The organism is Actinoplanes missouriensis 431, assembly GCF_000284295.1.
GTDB lineage: Bacteria > Actinomycetota > Actinomycetes > Mycobacteriales > Micromonosporaceae > Actinoplanes > Actinoplanes missouriensis.
The window spans coordinates 7,261,120-7,278,661 of sequence record NC_017093.1; the positions used below are offsets into that span (position 1 = coordinate 7,261,120).

Below are 17,542 nucleotides of genomic sequence, written 5' to 3' on the forward strand. Positions count from 1 at the left end.
CCCGAAGAGTCGCCGTCGCGCCCCCGGCGGCGAAAGCCCGCCGACCCAGCATCGATCACCGGCTGGCACGAAGGTGCGGCCGGATTGCTGATCGGAAACGGCACGGGCGAACATGGGAACGGCCCAGAACACTAGACGTGACACAACGGCTACCGCTGCCCGCCTTTACGGGGATGTTCTCGGCCGTCCGGGGGATCACAGCTGGCCCAAAGCAATGGTTTGGGCACAGCTGAAAGTCGGCGAGATACTCCGTGTCAGTCCGACCATGATGCGGGGGCCTGGCCGAATGCACGTCGGCCGGCTCGCACCGCCAGGGTGGCAAGGCCTGCGTTCGCGGCACCACCGATCACCAGGCCGATGCCGAACGGCGCCACTCGGCCGAGAACGATGATTCCCTGCTTGGTCCCGTATTTCGTGACGAAGTGCCTTCCCAGGACTCCGTTGATCCGGTGCAACGTCTCGACGGGCACCTTGGCGACGATCTGCCGGGCCCAATGCTGCCCCGTACGCTCAGCGACCTTGGTGATGGTCTTGGACCCGGAGCCGCCGAGCATGATGCCCATCACGATCGTCCGGCGGCGCTCGATCTCGTCGATGGGCACGCCGTGAACCTCGGCGATCGAGAGCGCGAAGAGCACGCTCAGCTCGAGAGACGAGAGAGCCTCGGCGGCGGACAGCGCCAACGCGACACCCGTGCCGACGCCGGGCGCGGCCGCGGTTCCTCCGACCGCGGCACCCGTCCCCGTCAGAGCGCTGACGTACATCCGCTCCAGATTTCGGATCACCTCCGCCGGGGACGCCTCGGGGTTCCGCTGGCGGGCCCGAGCGATGTTCCTGCGCACCAGCGGAGTCTGGACATCGATCGCCTTGTTCAGGAGGCTGAGGGCTCGATGCCCAGCCTCAGCGGCCATCGATGTTGTTTCGTCGGTGTTGTCTGTCGTCATGGGGTGTCCTCCTTGATCGTCATCTCTACTTCGATCGTTCGTTGGTGCGCCGTACCGGCTGTCCGGCTGGCTTGAACCGGCACGGCGCCTGATCACTTGAGGGACACCCGGACGCCGCCGGAGAACGGCGAGTCGTGCAGCTCCAGGCTGGTGAGCTTGGGGCCCTCGGGCACGTCGAAGACGAGCTTGCCCTTGACCGTGTTGCCCGGGTTGATCTCGGCGAAGAGGATCTGCTGGTCACCGTTGGCGTAGAGAGCCGCGCTGGAGTCGACGGAGTACTCGACCTTCTTCGCGTCGTACGCCTTCTGAGCCGAGTCGAGGAACGTCTGCGCCTCCTTGCCGATGTTCTTGACCTGGACGCTGATCAGGCAGAACTGGCCCTGCGCCGCCTGCCCGAGCAGGCTGGTGCCGACCTTGCTGACGCCGCACTTCACGCCGGTGACCGTGAACTGGAAGTCGCCGTCGGCGGCCGGGTGGTTCAGGCCAGGAGTGTCGTCCTTGGCCTTCTCGGTCTTCTTGGGCGCGACGGCGGCCGGCCCTTCCGCCGCGGTAGTCGCCTGCGACCCGTCGGCCGGCTCGGCCGTGTCGGTGCCGCCGGAGGTGACCGCGCCGATGCAGCCGATCAGCATCAGACCGACCAGCCCGCCGAGGATCCACGGCCACTTGCGCTTCTTGGCCGGTGCCGGCATCGGCGCCGGAGGCGTCCAGCCGGACGGGGTGGCGGGATTCTGCGGATATGTCATGGCGGACTCCGTGTCGTGATCGGGATGCGGCCCACCAAGAAGACCGTGGCCGCCTATTCCCGTCGAGTCACGGAGCTGATAACCCGGGTTACCGACATCGCCTTTGACTATGGGACGACGATGACTACTGTGGAGCCTGTTGGTCACGAAGGAGGTGAAGAGGATGACGGACGAGTTGATGTCGTCGGGTGAGATCGCCCAGCTGGCCCAGGTCGAACGGCCGGTGGTGTCGACCTGGCGGCGCCGGCACCTCGACTTTCCGGCCCCGGTCTCCAGCCCCGGCGGTCAGCTCCTCTTCCCCGCAGATGAGGTCATCGCCTGGCTTCTGGACCGCAGACTCGGCAACACCGATCCGGAGACCCTACGCGCCGAGCGCGCTCTGCACACCCTGAGCACGTACGGCCGTGAGCACGGCGGCCGAAAGCTGGTGCTGTCACTCGGGGCCGCCCTCTGCCTACGTGAGATGTCCGGCCGGATCCTGCCGCCCGATCCACTGAAGGCGGCTCAACGATTCGATCCGGACGACGAGTTCATCCTCTCGGATCTCCAGGAAGCACCCGCACTGGCCGATCTACCGGGCATGGTCGAGCAACTGATCGAGGGCGCCTACGACGCTGGGCGGGCTCATCAGTTCCTTCTCGGCAGCGCTGCTCGCCTCGGCTGGCCGGAGCTCGACACTGACACGCTGACCCCCCACCTGGTCACGCTGATCCGGCAGGCTGTCGACGTGCCGAGCCGGTTGACCGAGGACGGCTTGATCAGCATCGCCGACCCCTACGCGGGATCCGGCGACCTACTGACCGCGCTCCTACCCGACCTCGACCCGGACCGGCTGATCGTCAACGCGGTGCAGCCCGATCCGGTTCTCGCCCGTCTGGTACGCCGTCGCCTCCTGCTCGCCGGCGTTCCCGAGTATCAGGTCGAGGTCCGCGCTGACGATCTGAACGACGACTTCTCCGAAGCCGACGTGATCGTGACTCGACTCCCCTATCAGCCGACCGAATCCCGCGACCCGTCTGAAGACCTCAACAAGATCAGCGACATCACGGACCGACTCGGCCGTGGTCGTACAGCCGTGGTTGTCGGCCCGGCTGCCAGCCTGGTCGACGACCTACGTGAACCGAAGGCGATCCGACGCCGGAGGGACTTACTGGAAGGCGGTCTCGTCGAAGCGGTAGTGCGCCTTCCCGGCGGAACATACCCGGGCCGACCCGGGTATCCCGCGGCGCTGTGGGTGCTCACCCGTGACCCGGTGCCGTCGACCAAGGGTCTTCTACTGCTCGCGGACCTCAGCGGTAAGGCCCTCGACGATCGCGTCGTCGAGGCCGCCGCCGGAGACATAGTGTTGTGGCGCGCCGAGGGCATCCGCCGCGACGGGCACGATCCGCGTACCGGCCGCATCGTCCTCCTGGAAGAACTCGGCTTGAACAACGGGAGCGCACTACGGCTTCCCGGGCCGACCTCGGTCACCATGCGCGCTCAGCTCGCGATGGACCGTCCCGCGCTCATCGGCGAGGTCGAGCGCCGACTCGCCGATGCCGAGAAAGCGACGCATCAGTACAAGGATGAGAACGGCCCTCTCGACACCGCCGCCGTCCAACATCACGGAAAGCGTCCAACGGAGGTCAGCCTTCGCAGTCTGCGAACTGCCGGCCGCCTGCGAGAACTACCTGGGCACCGGCTGTTGCCCGAGCATGTAGGGCCGCGCGGAACCTACCGGGTACTCGGCGCCGCCGAGGCAACCGGTCAGCGCCCGCGACGATGGATCGACCGGCTCACCCTGGCCGCCGAGTACCCGCACGCCATCCTCACCGAACCGGGTGATCTGGTGGTGACAACCGTCCCGCACTGGGGTGTGCTGCTCGACGAGGAGGGGGTCTCGGTCATCGAGTTCCCCGCGCGCGGGTTACGGATCAAGAAGGGCGACGCCCTGACCCCACGCGTGCTCAAGGCCCTGCTCGACACTGCCCGCAACACCGCCCGTAGCCCGAGCGCCGTCCGCGGCCCACGGCTGCACGATGTGACGGTCCCTGACCTGACGAGAGAAGAGGCCCACCGCCTCGACGTCGCACTGGGCCGCATCGCCGAGCGTGAACGTCTACTCCAACGACAGCTCGACCTTCTGGACGAAATGCGAGAACTCGCCGTATCCGGCTTCGCCGACGGCACCCTGACGACTTTGTACGGTACGAACTCCTGACCGAGAGAACGGAATCACCAGTGCCCCCACGCAAGCGCGCCACTGGACAGGGCGAACTGCCCGGCATGTCCAGTACCAAGCAGATCCAGGACATCCTGTGGAAGGCCGCGGACAAACTGCGCGGCTCTATGGACGCCGCCCAGTACAAGGAGTTCGTCCTCGGCCTAGTCTTCCTCAAGTACGTCTCGGACGCGTTCGCCGAGCGCCGCGCCCAGATCGCCGAGGAACTGACCGACATGCCGGAGGACCGGCGTGCCGAGTTCCTCGACGAACGCGACGAGTACACCGCGGAGAACGTCTTCTGGGTACCGGAGATCGCGCGCTGGGACTACCTGGTTGAGAACGCACCCAACGGCGTCGGCATGCTGCTCGACGACGCGATGGACGCGGTCATGCGGGAAAACCCGCCGCTGATCGGTGTCCTGCCCAAGATCTTCAACCGGGACAACGTCGACCAAAAACGCCTCAAAGAACTCGTCGACCTGATCAGTGATGCCCGGTTCACCGGGCACGGCGAGCGCTCGGCCCAGGATGTTCTCGGCGAGGTCTACGAATACTTCCTGGAAAAGTTCGCTCGCGCCGAGGGCAAGCGGGCGGGCGAGTTCTACACCCCCGCCAGCGTGGTCAAGCTGATCGTCGAGATCCTCGAACCGTACGAGGGCCGCGTCTACGACCCGTGCTGCGGCTCCGGCGGCATGTTTGTGCAGGCCGGCAAGTTCGTCGCAGCTCACGCCGGTCGCGACCACACTCACGACATCGCCGTCTACGGCCAGGAGGCGAACGAGCGCACCTGGCGACTGGCAAAAATGAACCTCGCCATCCACGGCATGGATCCCAAGGGCATCGGCGACCGCTGGGCGGACACCTTCGCCGAAGACAAACACCCTGACATGCAGGCCGACTTCATCATGGCGAACCCACCATTCAACATGAGTGATTGGGCGAGAAAGGAGACCGATCAGCGCTGGCGCTACGGCGTCCCGCCCCAGAGCAACGCCAACTACGCCTGGCTCCAGCACATGGTCTCCAAGCTCGGCGACCGCGGTAGTGCTGGCGTAGTCCTGGCAAACGGCTCGATGTCATCGAAGCAGTCCGGCGAGGGCGAAATCCGTCGAGAAATGATCGAACAGGACCTGATCGCCTGCATGGTCGCTCTGCCGCCGAATCTGTTCCGCACTACCGCGATCCCGGCCTGCCTGTGGTTCCTGACCAAAGACAAGTCATCGCAGGGGAATCGGGCACTGACAGACCGACGCGGCCAAACTCTCTTCATCAATGCTCAGGCATCGGGCACGATGGTCGACCGCACCGAGCGCATACTCACCGATACTGACCTGTCCAGGATCGCCGACACGTACCACTCCTGGCGTGGCACAAAATCCGCGAAGGCCAAAGGCCAGGCGTACCAAGACGTGCCCGGCTTCTGCTACTCGGCAACGCTGGACGAAATAGGCGCCTTCGATCATGTCCTCACGCCCGGCTGGTACGTAGGTGCGACTGAAGGGGAGGAGGAGTCGGAAGCCGAACCGCCAGCGGACCGCATCGAGCGCCTCACAAAAGATCTCTACGCGCACTTCGATGAGTCGTCTCGGATCCAAGCTCTGATTCGTGAGCAGCTTGGAGGGATCAATGTCTGATTGGATTGAGCGGAAGCTGAGCGACCTAGTCACCATCAAGCACGGATATGCATTCAAGGGTGAGTATTTTGGCGATGATCCAAAATATCCCACTCTTGTAACACCTGGAAACTTTGCCGTCGGCGGCGGTTTCAAGGACGGCAAGCCTCGCACTTATTTCGGCCCCGAAATCGAAGGCTTCACGCTTTCCGCTGGTGATCTCGTCGTCACCATGACCGACCTCAGTAAGACTGGCGACACGCTAGGCTATCCAGCATTGGTGCCGGAAGGTAAGACCTACCTGCACAACCAGCGCATAGGGCTGGTCGAACTGCGGAGCCAGGATGCGATTCCGAGATTCCTTTACTACGTGCTAATGACGAAGAGATATCGCCAGCACATCCTCGCGACCGCGACCGGAAGCACCGTCCGCCACACGAGCCCCAGCAGGATAACCGAATACTCCTTCAAAGTCCCTTCATTGCACGAGCAGCATGCGATATCCACGACACTCGGCGCCCTGGATGACAAGATCGCGGTCAACAACCGCATTGCCACTACCGCCGAGGCCCTGCTGCGAGCGCACTACGAAGAACTAAGCGGCAATGAGAGTAAGGCAAAGATCTCCGCCATCGGTTCTTTAGTCAAAGATGGCGCTCGGCCGGGCGAGTCCGCTCAGGCCGCCTACATCGGGTTGGAGCACATGCCACGAAAATCCGTATGGATCAATAGCTGGGGCTCTTCGGCCGATGTCACAAGCCAGAAGAATCGATTCACCCACGGCGACGTTCTTTTCGGCAAACTCAGACCATACTTCCACAAAGTGGGCGTGGCACCCCTAGACGGCCTGTGCTCCACCGACATTCTTGTCGTCCGCCCCTTGATGCCGGAATACCTGCCATGGCTGCTGATGTCGCTCTCCAGCGACGAAGTGATCGCCCATGCGACAGCTAGGAGCGATGGCACTAGGATGCCTCGCACCCGATGGAGTGATCTTGCAGATTTCGAGGTTCCTTGGGCCGAGCCGTCAACCGTCAAGCGTTTCGCCGAAATAGCACGTCCATTAATCGAGCAGGTGCATCATGGCATCGCCGAATCGGAGCTGCTGACTCAGCTCAGGAACACACTCTTGCCAGATCTAATCTCGGGGCTTTTGAAAATCGAAAACGCCGAAAGGGTCATTGAAGAGACCGTTCAGTAGACAAATCATGGGGAGGGTTGAGATGGGGCAGAGCACGGGAATGAGCGAGGCTGACTGGGAGGCCATCGCTCTGGAGGAACTGGGCACTATCGGCTGGGAGCCAGGTGACGGCAAGGACTTCGCGCCTGGTTCCGAGCAGCGACGTGACTGGGCAGACCTCGTACTGATGAAGGATCTGCGGGCCGCGATCGAACGTCTCAACCCCGAGCTGCCGCCAGCCGCGGTGGCCGACGCGGTGCGCGCCGCTGTCGACGTGGCCTCCGGTGAGGCGTTCGCTGAGAACCGTGCGGCCCACGAGCGGCTCGTCGATGGCATTCGCTCGGTCTCGTACACCGATGGGTACGGGGCCGAGCACGCTCCCACCATCCGCCTCGCCGACCTGCATGATCCGCTCGGCAACACCTACCGGGCGATCAGCCAGGTGATCGTGGTGGACGGCGACCGGCAGCGCCGGTTCGACATCGTGCTCTATCTCAACGGGCTGCCGGTCGCCGTCATCGAGCTGAAGAACGCCACCGACGAGAACGCCACTCTCGTCGGTGCCCACGCCCAGCTGCAGACTTACTTGTACGAGTTCCCGCTGGCGTTCCGGCACGCCGTGCTCTGCCTGATCTCCGACGGGGTCACCGCGAAGTACGGCACCCCGTTCACTCCGTACGAGCACTTCGCGCCGTGGAACATCGACGAAGAGGGCCAGCGGATCGACACCACCGCGCCGGAGTACGACGGCCCAGAGGCCCTCGCCGTGGCGCTGAACGGTGTGTTCCAGCAACGGCGGTTTCTCGAACTGACCGCGGGTTTCGTCAACTTCACCTCCAAGACGAAGCGGATCGCCAAGCCGCACCAGCACTTCGCGGTCACCAAGGCCGTCGAGGAGATCGTGCGGGCGGCGCAGGGTGACGGCAAGGCAGGCGTCGTCTGGCACACCCAGGGCTCCGGTAAGTCCGAGGAGATGGTGTGCACCACCGCGCTGACCGCCCGCCACCCGTTGCTGAAGAACCCGACGATCGTGGTGATCACGGACCGCAACGATCTGGACGACCAGCTCTTCGACACGTTCGCGGACAGCGAACGGCTGCTCGGTCAGGCGCCGGAGCAGGCCGCCACCCGGGCCGATCTGAGGGACAAGTTGTCCACCCGGAACGCCGGCGGCATCGTGTTCACGACGTTGCAGAAGTTCGGGCTCACCGCGGACGAGAAGGCGGCCGGGCGTTCGCACCCGCTGCTGTCCGACCGGCGCAATATCGTGGTGATCGTCGACGAGGCTCACCGCAGTCACTACGACAACCTGGACGGCTACGCCCGTCACCTGCGCGACGCACTGCCGAACGCCACTTTCATCGCCTTCACCGGCACCCCGATCTCGGAGGCGGACCGCGACACCCGCGACGTCTTCGGCAAGTACATCGACACGTACGACCTCAAGCGTGCCGTTGACGACGAGGCGACCGTCCGCGTCTACCACGAGCCGCGGATCATCCCGGTGTCGTTCCCGCCGGACGTCGACCCGGCGGACCTCGACGAGAAGGCGGACACCGCGTCGGCCGGCCTGGACGACGCGGAACGCCGCAGGGCTGCGGAGTTCGCGGCGAAGATGAACATCATCTACGGAGCACCCGACCGGGTCCAGACACTCGCCGAGGACCTCGTGGCGCACTGGGAGGCACGGCGCGAACTGGTATCGCCTCAGCTCGGTGGCCCCGGTAAAGCCATGCTGGTCTGCGCCACCCGGGAGATCTGCGTCAGCGTCTTCGACGCCATCAAGAAGCTACGGCCGGACTGGGCGGACCAGGCGGTCGACAAGGGCAAGATGAAGATCGTCTTCAGCACCCTGCCCACCGACGGCGCGATCTTCCACCCGCACCTGTTGCGCACCTCCCAGCGCAAGACCGTCCAGGCCCGTGCCAAGGACCCGGATGACGAACTGGAGTTGCTCATCGTCCATTCGATGCTGCTCACCGGCTACGACGCACCGCCGATCCACACCATCTACATGGACCGGCCGATGCGCGGCGCCAACCTGATGCAGGCGCTCGCCCGGGTCAACCGCCGCTTCCGCAACAAGAAGGACGGGCTGCTCGTCGGCTACGCCCCGCTGACCGAGAACCTGAGGAAGGCGCTCACCGAGTACAGCTCGGCCGACCAGGACGACCAGACCCTGGGCCGGGAGATCGACCGCGCCATCAGCGAGGTGTACAACGAGGTGGCGGTCCTCAACGCCATGCTAGCGCCGGTGAAGTGGGAGAAACTCCTCGCCGACCTGAGCAACAACAAGCGCTGGATCCAAGCCGTTCACCAGGCCGCCAACTTCCTGCGCAACCCGTTGACCCCGGGCAACAAGGTCGAGGGCGACGCGAAGCCGCTGCACAAGCGGTTCCGGGAGTCGTCGAGCAGGCTCGAACAGTTCCACGCCATCTGCGCCAACAGCCGGGACTTCCGCGACCGGGCGGACGACTTCGACCGGCTCCGCCGCGACATCCAGTTCTTCACCGCCGTACGCATCATGATGGTCAAGCTGGACGCCGCGGCCCGTGAGGCGGAGGGCCTCCCGCGTACCGCCGAAGTGCAGTGGTATCTCGCGCAGCTCGCCGCGGAGGCGGTCGACGCCGCCGAGATCACCGACATCTACGCCGAGGCCGGCCTCGGCCGGCTGGACATCACCGACCTCAACGAGGCGGCCGTCCAGCGGCTGGAGAACTCCGAGACCCCGCATCTAGCCGCCGAGGCACTGCGCCGGCTGATCCAGCAGAAGATGCGCGAGGTGACCAAGCACAACGTGGTCCGCCAGGAGAGCTTCTCAGCCAGGCTGGAGGCGCTGATGACCCGGTACATGAAGCAGCAGCTAACCAGTGCTCAGCTGATCGCCGAACTGGTCGCGATGGCCAAGGAGGTCTCCGCCGAGGCCCGGCGCGGCGAGCACTTCGATCCGCCGCTCACCGTTCCCGAGCTGGCCTTCTACGACGCCGTCGCGCAGCACGACCTCGCCAAGGCGGTGATGGGCGACGACGAGCTGGCGAAGATCGCCCGCGAGATCGTCGCCACCATCCGGGCCAAGATCACCGTTGACTGGTACTCCCGCGAGCCGGTCCGGGCCAAGCTGCGCAACTTCATCCGCCGGGTACTGGTCAAGTACGACTATCCGCCGGACCACGAGCGCGCAGCCGTCGACCTGGTCCTGCGCCAGCTGGAGACCTTCGCTACCGAGTGGACGACCACGGCACCTTGATACAGCGACATCGACCGGATGCGGGGAGGCACCATGGGTCGACAGCTGGGAACGGTTTTCGCCGATGACACCGTCATCAACCATCTTCGAGACGTCGCCGACGGCCGCGCCATCGGACACGAGGACGGTGACAGCAAGATCTCCTTCCTCGGAACAGAACGGGTCAGCGCACCGGTCGTACTGGTTCTGTATCAGGGGTCGGTGCAGTTCGTAGCCGGCGTCTACGAGGAGAACCGGGCTGACGATCTCCGCTGGATGTTTCAGCTGCGGCGGTTGACTCGGCTCAGACGCCCGGTCGAGGTCAGTCGTCTCCGAGTAGAGCTCCGGACTGACCAGCAGCGCCCCTTCGCGAAGCAGGGTCGACTGACGCCGAAAGCCAGCGAGACCGTACTCAGGATTCTCGTGGACGAGAACCCCGGCCTCGAACACGTCCTCGGGGCGCTGTACGGAATCCGGGACATCGATCTACCCGTACCGAGAAAGGAGGCGCTGGCAGAGGAGCGGGATTCGCTCGCCACACTCTGCGCGTTCACCGGCGCGCCGGACCTGGCACCGGCAGGCGGTTTCCTCGCCGAGGACGAGATCGGCGACATCCATGATCGCGACTCCTTCCTACCTCCGATGTACGGCGTCACGCCTCGCGAAGACCCCATGGTCGAGCACGATGCGAACACGTTCTTGGGCTGGAGCCGGAAGAGCAACGACCGCCTCGCGGTCCGGTTGTTCGAGGACAGTTATGGGCGAACGCTCGAGATCATGAACGTCAACCGCTGGCCGATCGAGACCAGGCTCGGCACCGACCTCATCTACTACCATCGGCAACGGCACAGTTTCGTCTTGGTCCAGTACAAGCGACTGGTTCTCGACGATCAGCGCTGGCGCTGCCGGGTCGACAGCCATTTCCACGACCAACTCGAGGTCATGCGTGCGCTCGATGCCCGCTGCCACCCGCAGTATCCCGGCAGCGACTACCGGATGGTGCCCACACCCAGTTTCGTGAAGATCTGCCGGCTCGACAGCCTGGACGTCGACAGCACATCGATGATCTCGGGGATGTGTATGCCACGCGAGCAGGTCGCTCGGTATCTCGATCGCCCGGAATCGCCGAAGTATCTTGATCAAGACACCTTCAAGGATCATCTGACCAGCACGATGTTCGCCCAACTCGTCGCAGTGGGTGCGGTCGGGACCGTCGGCGTCGCGACGGAACTCATCAAGGCCGAGATCGAAAGTTCGCTGAGGCAGCAGAAGTCGGTCAGCCTCGGCGTGTTCAGCGATACGACAAGACGTCGGCCGTCCTGGTCATCGGCCAGCCGTCGCAGGTCTCGCTCGGGCAAGGCGAGCAGCCGACAACCGGACAGTCGGCAAGCACCGCTCTGGTAGATACCTTCTATCTCTTGGGCTGCATGTTTCGTGTGAGTTCTGCTGCGGTGGCGTCGGCGAGTGCGGACCTCTCCAAGGAGAAGGGGCCCGAGGTGTTGGAGACCAGGGATGGGCGTCGGAGGCTTTCGATGACCCGGGTGATGTCGCGTAGCGCGGTTGCTACTTGCTGTTCCTGGGAGTAGGTGTCCCGTTCGAGGGCGCTGATCGCGGTCGTGATGTTCGCGGCGACGTCGGCTGTCGTTCGGCCTCCGATGTTGAACCGGGTTATCGCTTTCTTCTCCTCTTTGTCCGGGACGAGCCCCTGCGCGATGGTGCCACCGGCGTCCAGCATCAGCGCCAGACCGATGCCCCAGCCGGCGACGAACGGGCCGAGCGTGGTGCCGACCGCCGCAGCGGCGATGGTCGCCCACTTCGCCGCGTCCGCGTCGATCTCGTTGTCGAGGTTCTGGGTGGCGTAGAGCGCTGTGTCGAGTAGATCCATCGCTGACTGCCGCCGCTGGATGTAGATGACCTTGTTGCAGGTGAGCTGCTCCTGGACCTGCTGAGCCAGGTTCCGTTGGTTCGGGAGGACGGTGGCCAGTGGCGTCACGAAATGATCGATGAAGTTGTCGGTGAATGACCCTTTCCACCCGGCGATCATCTCGGTGCCGAAGAGGTTCACTCGCTCGAGGGCGGGGTTGGCGCCGGTCCAGTTGTTCGCGGTGTCGACGTCGCCGTCGAACCAGCCCTGGATCGTCCCCAGCATCTCGACGGCGGGGTCGACGTCGTCCGGGTCGGGGGTCACGAAGGTCTCGAAAGCGGGGACGACCCAATCGAAGGCGTCACCGATGCGGCCCCGGAATGCTTCGACCTCCTGCAGGTAGTCCTGGGTTCCGATCCGCAGCTCGGGGTGCCGTCTGACGACGTTCTCGTCGATGGATCGTTCCCAGGAGGCATAGTCCTTGAGCGTCTGCTGAATCAAGGCGTCACGGAGTTGCGCCGCTTTGCCGGTCAGGGCCGAGACGAACGCGTTGCCGACGAGGTGAGCCGGAGTCCGGGCCAGGTTGCTCATGGTTCCTCATCTCTGCTGGTCGGCTGGCGTGGTGTCCCAGGATCCGTACGGCATGCCGGGATAGTCGGTGGCCCAGCTGGCCGGCGGGTTGGCGAGCGGGTCCTCGGCATTGTGGTTCGCGGGATCCCGGAGGTAGTCGTTGAGGAGGTTGGCGTTGGCCTGGTCGGCTTCCTCGAAGGCGTGCGCGGCATTCATCACTCCGCGGCCGGTGTCGAGGACCGTGGTGCCGATCTGCTCCATCATCAACTGCATCTCGACGCACAGTTCCTCCCAGGCGGCCCCGACCGAGCTCGTCAGGAACGACGACCCGGGGTAAGCGGCCTCGTTGGGCCGGAACGCCTGACGGGTGCTTCCCGTGGCATTGCCGCCGAGCATGCGGTTCGCGTCGTAGAAAACGTCGGCGACCCGCGGTAGATGCACCTCACCGACGCGCCAGAGCACGTACAGGTCGCCCCGGTCACCTCAGGCATGATCCGCTCCAGTCTCTGTTCTCCAGTGGGATTCGGGCCGTCGGCGACGTACCACCCAGGCCCCGATGAGCAGGACGGCAAGCAGCGCCACTGCACCGACGGCGTACGGCCACCACACCCGGTTGTTCCCCTGCGCCGTCCCGTCGCTGGCTGCCGAACCGATTCCCGCCGCCAGAACGCGATTGGCAGCGTTGTCCACCAGGTAGATCGGGCCGTCCGGTGCTGCGGCCGCGGCAGCCCAGAGGATCGGCTGCTGGGTCGGGGCGAAGGTCGCGACGGTGCTGACCCGGTTGTCGCGGGTGAGCCGGCGGACGGCACGTTCCTGCTGGTCGACGAGGTAGACCCCATCACGGCCGGCGGAAACTGTCGCGACACTGCCCACTGGTTCGGTGACCTTGGTCAGGGTGGTGCCGCTCAGCCGGAGCAGAGCAGAAGCGCTGCTTATCCATAGGTCGCCACTGGTGTCGGCCGCGATGCCGGTGACCGGACCAACCGGTGTCTCGGTCGCCAGGCCACTCGAATCTGTCACCGATCCGCCCATGCCACCGGCGGCCAGTCGTACCGAGCCGTCCGGGCCGAGAGCGATGATCTGGTAGTTCGCGCGATCCGCGATGTACAGCGTGCCGTCCGGGGCGACCGCCAACCCGCTCGGGGCACCCATCGGCGACGGCAGGACCCCGTTCCCCGTACTTGCGTCGGCGCGCACCGAGATGGTGCCGTCGGGCGCGAGCGCGTACACCCGGACCGTTCGCCCATCGGCGATGAACACCGTCCCGTCCTGGCCGACCGCGAGATCGTTGGGAAAGGCGGGCGGCACGTCCGTCGCCTTCGCGCCGACCGCCGGCTCAGGTGCGCCCGCGCCGTCCCGCCCGGTCCCCGCGACCGTGCGGATAGTGCCGTTCGTGCTGATCGCGCGTACCACATGATTGCCGCTGTCGCTCACATACACGGTGCCATCCGGTCCGACCGCGATTCCGGTCGGGTTATTCATCGGCGTCTGGGATGCCGCAACGTCATCCTTTGCGGCCCCGCGATCACCGCTGCCGGCCACCACTGTGATGTCCGCGCCGGTCGAAGCGGCCGGTGATGGTGCAGCCTTTGACGGCGACGCCAGACTGACGATGATCGCTGTGGCGGCTGTAGCCGTCACCGCCCGCCGTACCGTGGCCGGATTCCTGAGCCTCATGCTTTATCGATACGCCGACATTCGTCGGTCTGGTTCACGGCCTCGGTTCGATGGCACAAGGAGTGAACATCCGGGCAGCCTTCCGTTGACTGGTGCTCACGGACGCGCGGTTGAACCGACCTCATGGCGCGATCGCGAACCGGCGGAACGGTCCGCGGACATGACTGAACACCCACGTACCGATGCCACTGTCAAGAACAACGCCGCCGTGGCCACCTTCCGCGCCGAGGTAGACCGCATGGCTGCCCTCGACCACGAGGCCTTCCACAACCTCGACCCGCGCACTTTGCCGCTGCTCGAAGCCGTCATCCCGGTGATTTCCAGGGAGATGCCGTGCTCGTAGAACTCGTCACTGGTTTCAACTATTTAGGAGTTCTCCATCAGATGAGTGCCTTCCTTGACCAGACACGCACGGTTGCCGTCGTCACCCCCACGAAGGAGTACTGACGATGACAGGTCTGGAATCCCTGTACACGGCGCAGAAGGTCTACCGGCCGCTCGCCTTACGGCTGGAGATCGCGAACGAGTGCACGTGCGTGCACTGGGACCGCTACAGCGTGAACGACGGCAGCGGCATCGAGAGCCAGGTCGCACGGCACTGCGCTCACTATCCCGATGACCCGGATGTCGCTGCCTACCGGGCGCTGCCCGCCGAGGCCTTCGAGAGCGTCGCTGCCGGTGCTGAGTACGGCATCCAGTGGCTCAGCCTTGCTGACCTCCACCACACCTTGACCGACCGGCGACCGGTCATAGCCTTCGTGGTGATCGGGAAGACCGTCTTCTTTCGTGTCGAGTTGTCCGCCGTGGAACGGCAGATTCAGCGGCCGGACGGAGAAAACGAGAACGCGTACACCTCGCTGGTGCTGGCGGTGACCAATCAGCTTCGCAACCTGCAGGTCAGCCGCTGGGCCGACGACATCACTCGAGCAGCTCGGGAGAACGTCAACTGGAGCATCATCATGCGGCGCCATCACGAGCGCGGCATCCGGATGAGCCTGGGCGGCACCGCGTTCACCCTGGCGGAGAAGGCTGACCGGACCGCGCTCAAGCTGCTCGGCGCGGTCGGCTCCGAAGATGACCCGGAACGCCGTCGGAAGCTGCTCGGCTCACGGCTGATGGCGATGCAGGTCGGTGGTGCCGCGCTGGCCGAGGACCAGATGCCCTACGGATGGGAACTGGAGAAGGACAAGCGAGGTCGGGAACGCCGTGTGAAGACGAAGGGCCTCATCCCGGTCGCGGTCGCAGCCAACGCGCCAGCGCTGGCCGCCGCGTACGCCATGCACGCCGAGGGCAAGACCTACGAGTCGATCTGCACTGCTCTCGCCGAGTTCGAGAAAGACGGGGTAATGAGCCGCAGAAGCGGCCAGCGGTACGACCTCGACTTCGCGGCCGCGGTGGGCGACACCTTCCGGGCGTACGACGCGGCGCTCACGGTGTTCCAGGCGCACTGGCCCTCCGGCATTCCTCGCCCCACGCCGCCCGACGAGGCCACGATCGTCGCCTACGAGAGCGGCGAGGATCCGGCTGAGCTGTTCACCTACGAGCAGCGCCTTGTCATCGCCCGTCCTGAGTTGCTCCGGACCGGGATGCTGCTACGGGCGGTCGTCAACGACATCCGTGGTCGCGGCCTCGAACTGGCCGGGCTGACGCCGCACTACGCCGACGACTACGACGAGAAAGGGGTCTTCTACCTCGAAGCACGCTGGCCGTGGCCGATTGACGCCGGCACTGGCCAGGAGATGCCTCGGTTCGGCATACCCGACGAGATCCTCCGGTTGTCCGCCGGCCGTCTGCTTCGATCGATCGGAAGGCGTAGGAAGCCGACCGGCGGCCTGGCCCACGTCCGGACCGAGCGACGGGTTTTGCAGGGCTTCGGCACCTGGGAGCTGGCCGACGGCCGGGAGGCGACCCTGATCGCCCGAATGAACAACAACGGGCGGGCGAACATGGTTCTTCTCGGCAGGAACAAGCCGGCCGATGGGACCTCGCCGGGCTGGACCAGGGAGCTCGCCCAGCCCAAGAAGTGCATCCTCGCCACGCTCAACCTCAACGCCCTCTGCGGCGACCTCGCGCACCGCATCGGCGAGGCTGTCACCGCACAGATCGATCCAGCGCGTCTCGCTCCGGCCAGTGCGGTTCTCCGCGCCGAGTCGACGGATCGCACCGAGCACGTGCGTGCCGGGCTGCTCGCGAGGGCGGAAGCCGCCGACCAGGCTGCCGAGAAATCGGAGCGCGCTGCTCGTGGGGCTCGTACCAGTGCGGCGCTCGCGGCCGAGGATGGTGACGAGGAGGAGGCAGCCGAGTACCGCAAGGACGCCAGCAGCCACGCCGTTGATGCGCGCCGAGCCCGCCAGGAAGCCGAGACGCTGCGGCAGCGAGCCGCAGATCTCGACCAGCAGACGGAGCGCGCGCAGACCGCCAACGTGAACCTGTCCACGACCGCATACCTGGTCGCAGGGCTCCAGCGGGCCGCGTCCAACAACGGAACCGGCCCGGCCGCGCTCGGCGAACTCGCCGACGCGCATCTCCACAGCTGGAACGTCCAGGCGAGCCGTGACACAGAGGGCTACTGGGCGAACTACGAGGTCAAGCTCGACGTACCCGTCCTACCCGGGGGTGTCGTCCAGATCGACATTCGAGGCCGCGTCCGCGACGTGCGGACGAGGAGGCCAATGACGGGCCTTCGAGGGGCCGTGGCCCAGGGTGCCACGGCCGAGACCGTTTTCGCCAAGGGCCTGCCCCTCAATGCCGTGGTCACCGCCGACCTCAACCGGAAGACGCTGCTCAACCGGCACATCATGCCGTGGTTGTCCTCGCACCAGGTGTCAACCCGGGGCGCGCGGTGCGCTCTCGTGGACCATCCGCTGCCGGAAGTCAGGCAAGTCGTCTACGCCGACGTCACCGGTACGGACATGCCCCAGCTCGCCGCGTATCCGACCGCATGGCGCGAACACATCCTCGCTACGTACCGCGACCCCGGCCTTCAATGGGGCAACGCCGCGAGCCCGGACGACACCACCCTCGTGCGGCAACTGATCGCCACCCTCGGGCTCCCGGGAGTGCGCAGCGACGGCCGAGGGCTTGAGATCAAATCCATCGCGCGGTACGCCGGTGTCGCAGCCGACGTCGTACGCGAGCTCGTCCTTCCCACCAGCCGCTACGGCCTCGGGTTCGAACGCCCGCGATACCTCGCATACGTCGGCGAGCGGTCGGACCGTGTTCAACTCATCTCCTGCACCCACGGCTGCGAGCAGGGGTTGTGCGACCTCGTCGCGCTCTACCCCGAGGTGAGTGCGAGCGGATACGGCGTTATCTGTAGCACCTGCTGGAGGCTGCCAAACACCGCCGACCCGAAGTGGCAGACGATCGTCTTCCCGGCCATCTACGGGAGATCGTTCAACCGAACATCGCCCAAGGGCTCATTGCGGGATGCGGTGCAGACCGTCCCCATCGGGCCAGCGGTGCCAATGGCAATCGTCGATTGACCACCAGCGCCACCAGGATGCCCCGGCCGTTCGCCGG

The 17,542-nt window shown here is 65.4% G+C and carries 12 protein-coding genes; 7 read left to right on the plus strand and 5 right to left on the minus strand.

The features are described 5' to 3' along the window. Positions 1-254: 254 nt before the first annotated feature. Together AMIS_RS33010 and AMIS_RS33015 are read right to left on the minus strand one after the other, a co-directional pair. Positions 255-944 carry a hypothetical protein gene (locus tag AMIS_RS33010; protein WP_014446809.1) on the minus strand — a complete coding sequence of 230 codons (690 nt, stop codon included), beginning with the start codon at positions 942-944 and terminating at the stop codon, positions 255-257. Between the two features lie 92 nt (positions 945-1,036). After that, positions 1,037-1,687: a DUF4352 domain-containing protein gene (locus tag AMIS_RS33015; protein ID WP_014446810.1), complete on the minus strand. Its 651-nt coding sequence runs from the start codon at positions 1,685-1,687 to the stop codon at positions 1,037-1,039. A gap of 163 nt (positions 1,688-1,850) precedes the next feature. Between AMIS_RS33015 and AMIS_RS33020 the strand changes: the two genes are divergently transcribed. Genes AMIS_RS33020 through AMIS_RS33040 form a run of 5 tightly spaced genes read left to right on the plus strand, consistent with a single transcriptional unit; the run spans position 1,851 to position 11,313 of the window. Next, entirely contained in the window at positions 1,851-3,887 is a 2,037-nt protein-coding gene (locus AMIS_RS33020; RefSeq protein ID WP_014446811.1) for an N-6 DNA methylase family protein, read from the plus strand. Positions 3,888-3,907: 20 nt separating this feature from the next. Continuing rightward, the gene (locus tag AMIS_RS33025) at positions 3,908-5,524 is read left to right on the plus strand and encodes a type I restriction-modification system subunit M (protein ID WP_014446812.1); all 1,617 of its coding nucleotides are present in this window, start codon (positions 3,908-3,910) and stop codon (positions 5,522-5,524) included. Then, the gene (locus tag AMIS_RS33030; protein ID WP_014446813.1) at positions 5,517-6,704 is read left to right on the plus strand and encodes a restriction endonuclease subunit S; all 1,188 of its coding nucleotides are present in this window, start codon (positions 5,517-5,519) and stop codon (positions 6,702-6,704) included. Before AMIS_RS33025 ends, AMIS_RS33030 begins: the two co-directional genes overlap by 8 nt. A gap of 40 nt (positions 6,705-6,744) precedes the next feature. Further along, on the plus strand, positions 6,745-9,930 hold the full coding sequence (locus AMIS_RS33035; protein ID WP_231859148.1) for a type I restriction endonuclease subunit R: 3,186 nt from the start codon (positions 6,745-6,747) through the stop codon (positions 9,928-9,930). A 33-nt stretch (positions 9,931-9,963) separates the two neighbouring features. Continuing rightward, complete coding sequence (locus tag AMIS_RS33040; RefSeq protein WP_157435160.1) at positions 9,964-11,313, plus strand: hypothetical protein; 1,350 nt, start codon at positions 9,964-9,966, stop codon at positions 11,311-11,313. A gap of 7 nt (positions 11,314-11,320) precedes the next feature. On the opposite strand, the gene AMIS_RS33045 is transcribed toward AMIS_RS33040, so the two are convergent. Genes AMIS_RS33045 through AMIS_RS33055 form a run of 3 tightly spaced genes read right to left on the minus strand, consistent with a single transcriptional unit; the run spans position 11,321 to position 13,888 of the window. Then, positions 11,321-12,364 carry a hypothetical protein gene (locus AMIS_RS33045; protein WP_014446816.1) on the minus strand — a complete coding sequence of 348 codons (1,044 nt, stop codon included), beginning with the start codon at positions 12,362-12,364 and terminating at the stop codon, positions 11,321-11,323. 6 nt (positions 12,365-12,370) lie between these two features. Beyond that, the gene (locus AMIS_RS33050) at positions 12,371-12,805 is read right to left on the minus strand and encodes a hypothetical protein (RefSeq protein ID WP_014446817.1); all 435 of its coding nucleotides are present in this window, start codon (positions 12,803-12,805) and stop codon (positions 12,371-12,373) included. Positions 12,806-12,826: 21 nt separating this feature from the next. Beyond that, positions 12,827-13,888 (minus strand): hypothetical protein, encoded by a 1,062-nt coding sequence (locus AMIS_RS33055; protein WP_172666638.1) that lies wholly within the window; start codon positions 13,886-13,888, stop codon positions 12,827-12,829. Between the two features lie 4 nt (positions 13,889-13,892). Between AMIS_RS33055 and AMIS_RS43510 the strand changes: the two genes are divergently transcribed. Together AMIS_RS43510 and AMIS_RS33060 are read left to right on the plus strand one after the other, a co-directional pair. Further along, positions 13,893-14,363: a hypothetical protein gene (locus tag AMIS_RS43510; protein WP_172666639.1), complete on the plus strand. Its 471-nt coding sequence runs from the start codon at positions 13,893-13,895 to the stop codon at positions 14,361-14,363. A gap of 106 nt (positions 14,364-14,469) precedes the next feature. Then, complete coding sequence (locus AMIS_RS33060) at positions 14,470-17,505, plus strand: hypothetical protein (RefSeq protein WP_014446820.1); 3,036 nt, start codon at positions 14,470-14,472, stop codon at positions 17,503-17,505. Positions 17,506-17,542 lie beyond the last annotated feature (37 nt).